The sequence below is a fragment of the Salmonella sp. SAL00670 genome, from assembly GCF_046552235.1.
Classification (GTDB): Bacteria; Pseudomonadota; Gammaproteobacteria; order Enterobacterales; family Enterobacteriaceae; genus Salmonella; species Salmonella enterica.
The window spans coordinates 392,486-399,364 of the sequence record NZ_JBGDUO010000005.1; the positions used below are offsets into that span (position 1 = coordinate 392,486).

The window sequence follows — 6,879 nt, forward strand, 5'->3', positions numbered from 1 at the left end:
GGCGTGTTCGTATGTTGATTTGTTCTGCAACGATTTATAGTACGCTTCTTACGTAAGTTAACATGGGGCGAGATGCCCCGGCCCTGGAGATATGGATGAAATCACTGTTTAAAGCCACGCTGCTGGCAACTACGATGGCCGTTGCTATGCACGCACCGATCACTTTTGCTGCTGATGCGGCGAAACCGGCAGCTACCGCTGATAGCAAAGCAGCATTTAAAAACGACGATCAAAAAGCGGCTTATGCGCTGGGCGCCTCGCTGGGTCGTTACATGGAAAATTCGCTTAAAGAGCAGGAAAAGTTAGGCATCAAACTGGATAAAGATCAGTTGATTGCCGGCGTTCAGGATGCCTTTGCCGATAAGAGCAAACTGTCCGATCAGGAAATTGAGCAAACGCTGCAGACGTTTGAAGCACGCGTGAAGAGCGCTGCTCAGGCGAAGATGGAAAAAGACGCTGCCGATAACGAAGCAAAAGGTAAAACGTTCCGCGACGCTTTTGCTAAAGAGAAAGGCGTGAAAACCTCCTCTACCGGTCTGCTTTACAAAGTAGAGAAAGAAGGCACAGGCGAGGCGCCGAAAGATAGCGATACCGTTGTGGTGAACTACAAAGGTACGCTGATCGACGGTAAAGAGTTTGATAACTCTTACACGCGCGGCGAACCGCTCTCCTTCCGTCTGGACGGCGTTATCCCTGGCTGGACTGAAGGCCTGAAAAATATTAAGAAAGGCGGCAAGATCAAGCTGGTTATCCCACCGGCGCTGGCCTACGGTAAAACGGGCGTTCCGGGTATCCCGGCGAACTCCACCCTGGTATTCGACGTAGAGCTGCTGGATATCAAACCAGCGCCGAAAGCGGATGCTAAACCTGCCGATGCGGCTGACGCTAAAGCCGCAGATGCTGCTAAAAAATAAAAACTGAGAGCCGCCGCTTGTAATAGCGGCGGTTTTTTTTATTCAGGCCGGATATATTACTCACCATAATTTGATTTGCGGATAACGGCGCTTGCGCTGGTCGTTAAGGGCGAGACCGTAGGCTGAATGACCGCCAACGCACACGTAGTCTGAAATAGACGAGCAAATTAGTACTGGAAAGATGAACCCTCACTGTATTAATTTAATCATCCGCGTAAATAATGAGCCTGCCCTGAAAACATAACGACAGGCTCCTGAAAAGGAGTGTTTTTTTTCATGTCCAGGTCGCTTTTAACCAACGAAACCAGTGAACTTGATTTGCTGGATCAGCGTCCCTTCGAGCAAACCGACTTCGATATTCTGAAATCCTACGAAGCGGTAGTGGACGGGTTAGCGATGCTTATAGGTTCCCATTGTGAAATCGTATTGCACTCTTTGCAGGATCTAAAATGTTCAGCCATTCGTATTGCCAATGGCGAACATACGGGCCGTAAAATTGGCTCGCCGATTACCGACCTGGCGTTGCGTATGTTGCACGACATGACAGGGGCGGACAGTAGCGTGTCGAAATGCTATTTTACGCGCGCGAAAAGCGGTGTCTTGATGAAGTCGTTGACGATTGCCATTCGCAACCGCGAGCAGCGCGTCATTGGTCTACTGTGCATCAACATGAATCTTGATGTGCCATTTTCACAGATTATGAATACCTTTATTCCGCCGGAAACGCCGGAAGTCGGCTCAGCGGTTAATTTTGCCTCCTCAGTCGAAGATTTAGTCACCCAGACGCTGGAGTTCACGATCGAAGAAGTGAATGCCGATCGTAATGTCTCTAACAATGCGAAAAATCGTCAGATCGTCCTTAACTTGTACGAAAAAGGCATTTTCGATATTAAAGACGCCATTAACCAGGTAGCCGATCGTCTGAATATCTCAAAACACACGGTTTACCTCTATATTCGCCAGTTCAAAAGCGGCGACTTTCAGGGGCAGGATAAATAATGCGTTATGCCATTATGGTCACCGGGGCGGCATATGGCACCCAGCAGGCCAGCAGCGCATTGCAGTTCGCCCACGCGCTGCTCAATGAGGGGCATGAGTTAGCCAGCGTCTTTTTCTATCGGGAAGGTGTCTATAACGCCAATCTCCTGACCTCGCCGGCGAGCGATGAATATGATCTGGTACGCGCCTGGCAGAAATTGAATACGCAGCATGGCGTAGCGCTGAACATCTGTGTCGCGGCGGCGCTTCGTCGCGGTATTATTGATGAAACTGAAGCCGGCAGACTGGGGTTGCCGTCCGCCAATCTTCAGCCGGGCTTTACGCTAAGCGGACTGGGCGCGCTGGCGGAGGCATCTCTCACCTGCGATCGGGTGGTGCAGTTTTAATGAAACGTATTGCATTTGTCTTTTCCACCGCGCCGCACGGTAGCGCCTCAGGTCGTGAAGGGCTGGATGCGCTGCTGGCGACGTCAGCGCTAACGGAAGCGCTGGGCGTCTTTTTTATCAGCGACGGCGTCTTTCAGTTATTACCAGGACAAAAACCAGACGCTGTGCTGGCGCGTGACTATATTGCTACTTTCAAGCTCTTTGATTTGTACGATATTGATCAATGCTGGATCTGCGCGGCATCGCTGCGCGAGCGTGGTCTGGAGAACGTTAATTTTGTGGTAGACGCCACGCCGCTGGAACCCGTGGCGTTACGCCGCGAGCTTGGCAACTATGATGTCATCCTGAGATTCTGAGGCGTTTATGCTGCATACCTTACCTCATTGCGCTTCGAGCGTTGATTTTCCCGCTTTGCTGCGCCTGCTAAAAGAGGGCGATGCGCTTTTGTTGCTCCAGGATGGCGTTACCGTCGCGATTGAAGGTAACCGCTTCCTTGAAAGTCTGCGCGATGCCCCCATAACGGTCTATGCCTTGAAAGAAGACATTGACGCCCGCGGCCTGGGTGGTCAAATTTCAGACAGTGTCGTCAGGGTTGACTATACTGAGTTTGTCAGACTCACGGTTAAGTATGCCAACCAGATGGCCTGGTGATGGCGGGATCGTTGTATATTTCTTGACACCTTTTCGACACCGCCCTAAAATTCGGCGTCCTCATATTGTGTGAGGGCGTTTTATTACGTGTTTACGAAGCAAAAGCTAAAACCAGGAGCTATTTAATGGCAACAGTTAACCAGCTGGTACGCAAACCACGTGCTCGCAAAGTTGCGAAAAGCAACGTGCCTGCGCTGGAAGCATGCCCGCAAAAACGTGGCGTATGTACTCGTGTATATACTACCACTCCTAAAAAACCGAACTCCGCACTGCGTAAAGTTTGCCGTGTTCGTCTGACTAACGGTTTTGAAGTGACTTCCTACATCGGTGGTGAAGGTCACAACCTGCAGGAGCACTCCGTGATCCTGATCCGTGGCGGTCGTGTTAAAGACCTCCCGGGTGTTCGTTACCACACCGTTCGTGGCGCGCTTGACTGCTCCGGCGTTAAAGACCGTAAGCAAGCTCGTTCTAAGTACGGCGTGAAGCGTCCTAAGGCTTAATGGTTCTCCGTTAAGTAAGGCCAAACGTTTTAAATTAATGTCAAACTAAACTCGTAGAGTTTTGGACAATCCTGAATTAACAACGGAGTATTTCCATGCCACGTCGTCGCGTCATTGGTCAGCGTAAAATTCTGCCGGATCCGAAGTTCGGATCAGAACTGCTGGCTAAATTTGTCAATATCCTGATGGTAGATGGTAAAAAATCTACTGCAGAATCAATCGTATACAGCGCGCTGGAGACCCTGGCTCAGCGTTCTGGTAAATCTGAACTGGAAGCTTTCGAAGTCGCTCTCGAAAACGTTCGCCCGACTGTAGAAGTTAAATCCCGCCGTGTAGGTGGTTCTACTTATCAGGTACCAGTTGAAGTCCGTCCGGTCCGTCGTAATGCTCTGGCAATGCGTTGGATCGTAGAAGCTGCTCGTAAACGCGGTGATAAATCCATGGCTCTGCGCCTGGCGAACGAACTTTCTGACGCTGCAGACAACAAAGGTACTGCAGTTAAGAAACGTGAAGACGTTCACCGTATGGCAGAAGCCAACAAGGCGTTCGCACACTACCGTTGGTAATCCCTTCGGAGTCATAGTCACCAGGCGGGCGCTTCAGGTAAGTCGCCCGTTTTGGATAACTTAACTGAACGCCTAAAGATATCAACGAGGAATCAAATGGCTCGTACAACACCCATCGCACGCTACCGTAATATCGGTATCAGTGCGCACATCGACGCCGGTAAAACCACTACTACCGAACGTATTCTGTTCTACACCGGTGTAAACCACAAAATCGGTGAAGTTCATGACGGCGCAGCTACCATGGACTGGATGGAGCAGGAGCAGGAGCGTGGTATTACTATCACCTCCGCAGCGACTACTGCATTCTGGTCTGGTATGGCTAAGCAGTATGAACCGCATCGCATCAACATCATCGACACCCCGGGGCACGTTGACTTCACTATCGAAGTAGAACGTTCCATGCGTGTTCTCGATGGTGCGGTAATGGTTTACTGCGCAGTTGGTGGTGTTCAGCCGCAGTCTGAAACCGTATGGCGTCAGGCAAACAAATACAAAGTTCCGCGCATTGCGTTCGTTAACAAAATGGACCGCATGGGCGCGAACTTCCTGAAAGTTGTTGGTCAGATCAAAACCCGTCTGGGCGCGAACCCGGTTCCGCTGCAGCTGGCAATTGGTGCTGAAGAAGGTTTCACCGGCGTTGTTGACCTGGTGAAAATGAAAGCCATCAACTGGAACGATGCCGACCAGGGCGTTACCTTCGAATACGAAGATATCCCGGCTGACATGCAGGACCTGGCTAACGAATGGCACCAGAACCTGATCGAGTCCGCCGCAGAAGCTTCTGAAGAGCTGATGGAAAAATACCTAGGTGGTGAAGAACTGACTGAAGAAGAGATCAAACAAGCTCTGCGTCAGCGCGTTCTGAACAACGAAATCATCCTGGTAACCTGTGGTTCTGCATTCAAGAACAAAGGTGTTCAGGCGATGCTGGATGCGGTAATTGATTACCTGCCATCCCCGGTAGACGTACCTGCGATCAACGGCATTCTGGACGACGGTAAAGATACTCCGGCTGAGCGTCACGCAAGCGACGACGAGCCGTTCTCTGCGCTGGCGTTCAAAATCGCTACCGACCCGTTTGTGGGTAACCTGACCTTCTTCCGTGTGTACTCCGGTGTGGTTAACTCTGGTGATACCGTACTGAACTCCGTGAAAACCGCACGTGAGCGTTTCGGTCGTATCGTTCAGATGCACGCCAACAAACGTGAAGAGATCAAAGAAGTTCGCGCGGGCGACATCGCGGCTGCTATCGGCCTGAAAGACGTGACTACCGGTGACACCCTGTGTGATCCGGAAAACCCGATCATTCTGGAACGTATGGAATTCCCTGAGCCGGTAATCTCCATCGCGGTAGAACCGAAAACCAAAGCTGACCAGGAAAAAATGGGTCTGGCTCTGGGCCGTCTGGCGAAAGAAGACCCGTCATTCCGCGTATGGACTGATGAAGAATCTAACCAGACCATCATCGCTGGTATGGGTGAACTTCACCTGGATATCATCGTTGACCGTATGAAGCGTGAATTCAACGTTGAAGCTAACGTGGGTAAACCTCAGGTTGCTTACCGCGAAGCGATTCGCGCGAAAGTTACCGACATCGAAGGTAAACACGCGAAACAGTCTGGTGGTCGCGGTCAGTATGGTCATGTTGTTATCGACATGTACCCGCTGGAGCCGGGCTCTAACCCGAAAGGTTACGAGTTCATCAACGACATCAAAGGTGGTGTAATTCCTGGCGAATACATCCCGGCCGTTGATAAAGGCATCCAGGAGCAGCTGAAATCTGGCCCGCTGGCGGGTTATCCGGTAGTTGATCTCGGTGTGCGTCTGCACTTCGGTTCTTACCATGACGTTGACTCCTCTGAGCTGGCGTTTAAACTGGCTGCGTCTATCGCCTTTAAAGAAGGCTTTAAGAAAGCAAAACCAGTTCTGCTTGAGCCGATCATGAAGGTTGAAGTAGAAACACCTGAAGAGAATACCGGTGACGTTATCGGCGACCTTAGCCGCCGTCGTGGTATGCTCAAAGGTCAGGAATCTGAAGTTACAGGCGTTAAGATCCACGCTGAAGTACCGCTGTCTGAAATGTTCGGATATGCAACTCAGCTGCGTTCTCTGACCAAAGGTCGCGCATCGTACACTATGGAATTCCTGAAGTATGATGATGCGCCGAACAACGTTGCTCAGGCCGTAATCGAAGCCCGTGGTAAATAAGCCGCAGGGTTAAAAACCAAAATCCCGTGCTCTCTCCTGAAGGGGAGAGCGCTATAGTAAGGAATATAGCCGTGTCTAAAGAAAAATTTGAACGTACAAAACCGCACGTTAACGTCGGCACCATCGGCCACGTTGACCACGGTAAAACTACCCTGACCGCTGCAATCACCACCGTACTGGCTAAAACCTACGGCGGTGCTGCTCGTGCATTCGACCAGATCGATAACGCGCCGGAAGAAAAAGCGCGTGGTATCACCATCAACACTTCTCACGTTGAATACGATACCCCGACCCGCCACTACGCACACGTAGACTGCCCGGGGCACGCCGACTATGTTAAAAACATGATCACCGGTGCTGCTCAGATGGACGGCGCGATCCTGGTTGTTGCTGCGACTGACGGCCCGATGCCGCAGACCCGTGAGCACATCCTGCTGGGTCGTCAGGTAGGCGTTCCGTACATCATCGTGTTCCTGAACAAATGCGACATGGTTGATGACGAAGAGCTGCTGGAACTGGTTGAGATGGAAGTTCGCGAACTGCTGTCTCAGTACGACTTCCCGGGCGACGACACTCCGATCGTTCGTGGTTCTGCTCTGAAAGCGCTGGAAGGCGACGCAGAGTGGGAAGCGAAAATCATCGAACTGGCTGG

The 6,879-nt window shown here is 51.2% G+C and carries 9 protein-coding genes; all 9 read left to right on the top strand.

All coding sequences use genetic code 11. The annotated features are described in order from the left end of the window. Positions 1–95: 95 nt before the first annotated feature. Positions 96–914 (top strand): FKBP-type peptidyl-prolyl cis-trans isomerase, encoded by an 819-nt coding sequence (gene fkpA / locus ACLJRS_RS18075; protein ID WP_000838225.1) that lies wholly within the window; start codon positions 96–98, stop codon positions 912–914. A 276-nt stretch (positions 915–1,190) separates the two neighbouring features. Beyond that, complete coding sequence (locus ACLJRS_RS18080; protein ID WP_000091471.1) at positions 1,191–1,913, top strand: transcriptional regulator; 723 nt, start codon at positions 1,191–1,193, stop codon at positions 1,911–1,913. Further along, on the top strand, positions 1,913–2,299 hold the full coding sequence (gene tusD, locus ACLJRS_RS18085; protein WP_001268006.1) for a sulfurtransferase complex subunit TusD: 387 nt from the start codon (positions 1,913–1,915) through the stop codon (positions 2,297–2,299). The genes ACLJRS_RS18080 and tusD overlap by 1 nt, the downstream gene beginning before the upstream one ends. Further along, positions 2,299–2,655 carry a sulfurtransferase complex subunit TusC gene (gene tusC / locus ACLJRS_RS18090; protein ID WP_000820705.1) on the top strand — a complete coding sequence of 119 codons (357 nt, stop codon included), beginning with the start codon at positions 2,299–2,301 and terminating at the stop codon, positions 2,653–2,655. The genes tusD and tusC overlap by 1 nt, the downstream gene beginning before the upstream one ends. 7 nt (positions 2,656–2,662) lie before the next feature. Beyond that, positions 2,663–2,950, top strand: coding sequence for a sulfurtransferase complex subunit TusB (gene tusB / locus ACLJRS_RS18095; protein WP_000903400.1), 288 nt, complete (start codon positions 2,663–2,665; stop codon positions 2,948–2,950). Between the two features lie 125 nt (positions 2,951–3,075). After that, on the top strand, positions 3,076–3,450 hold the full coding sequence (gene rpsL, locus ACLJRS_RS18100) for a 30S ribosomal protein S12 (RefSeq protein ID WP_000246815.1): 375 nt from the start codon (positions 3,076–3,078) through the stop codon (positions 3,448–3,450). A 95-nt stretch (positions 3,451–3,545) separates the two neighbouring features. Next, complete coding sequence (gene rpsG, locus ACLJRS_RS18105; protein WP_001138042.1) at positions 3,546–4,016, top strand: 30S ribosomal protein S7; 471 nt, start codon at positions 3,546–3,548, stop codon at positions 4,014–4,016. A gap of 96 nt (positions 4,017–4,112) precedes the next feature. After that, entirely contained in the window at positions 4,113–6,227 is a 2,115-nt protein-coding gene (gene fusA, locus ACLJRS_RS18110; RefSeq protein WP_000124693.1) for an elongation factor G, read from the top strand. Between the two features lie 71 nt (positions 6,228–6,298). Further along, the coding region (locus ACLJRS_RS18115) for a GTP-binding protein (protein WP_072194561.1) at positions 6,299–6,879 on the top strand (581 nt) is incomplete at its 3' end.

Excerpts from the sequence above, each read along its gene's own strand:
- fkpA (WP_000838225.1), top strand. The coding sequence starts at position 96 with ATGAAATCACTGTTTAAAGCCACGCTGCTGGCAACTACGATGGCCGTT.
- ACLJRS_RS18080 (WP_000091471.1), top strand. The coding sequence starts at position 1,191 with ATGTCCAGGTCGCTTTTAACCAACGAAACCAGTGAACTTGATTTGCTG.
- tusD (WP_001268006.1), top strand. The coding sequence starts at position 1,913 with ATGCGTTATGCCATTATGGTCACCGGGGCGGCATATGGCACCCAGCAG.
- tusC (WP_000820705.1), top strand. The coding sequence starts at position 2,299 with ATGAAACGTATTGCATTTGTCTTTTCCACCGCGCCGCACGGTAGCGCC.
- tusB (WP_000903400.1), top strand. The coding sequence starts at position 2,663 with ATGCTGCATACCTTACCTCATTGCGCTTCGAGCGTTGATTTTCCCGCT.
- rpsL (WP_000246815.1), top strand. The coding sequence starts at position 3,076 with ATGGCAACAGTTAACCAGCTGGTACGCAAACCACGTGCTCGCAAAGTT.
- rpsG (WP_001138042.1), top strand. The coding sequence starts at position 3,546 with ATGCCACGTCGTCGCGTCATTGGTCAGCGTAAAATTCTGCCGGATCCG.
- fusA (WP_000124693.1), top strand. The coding sequence starts at position 4,113 with ATGGCTCGTACAACACCCATCGCACGCTACCGTAATATCGGTATCAGT.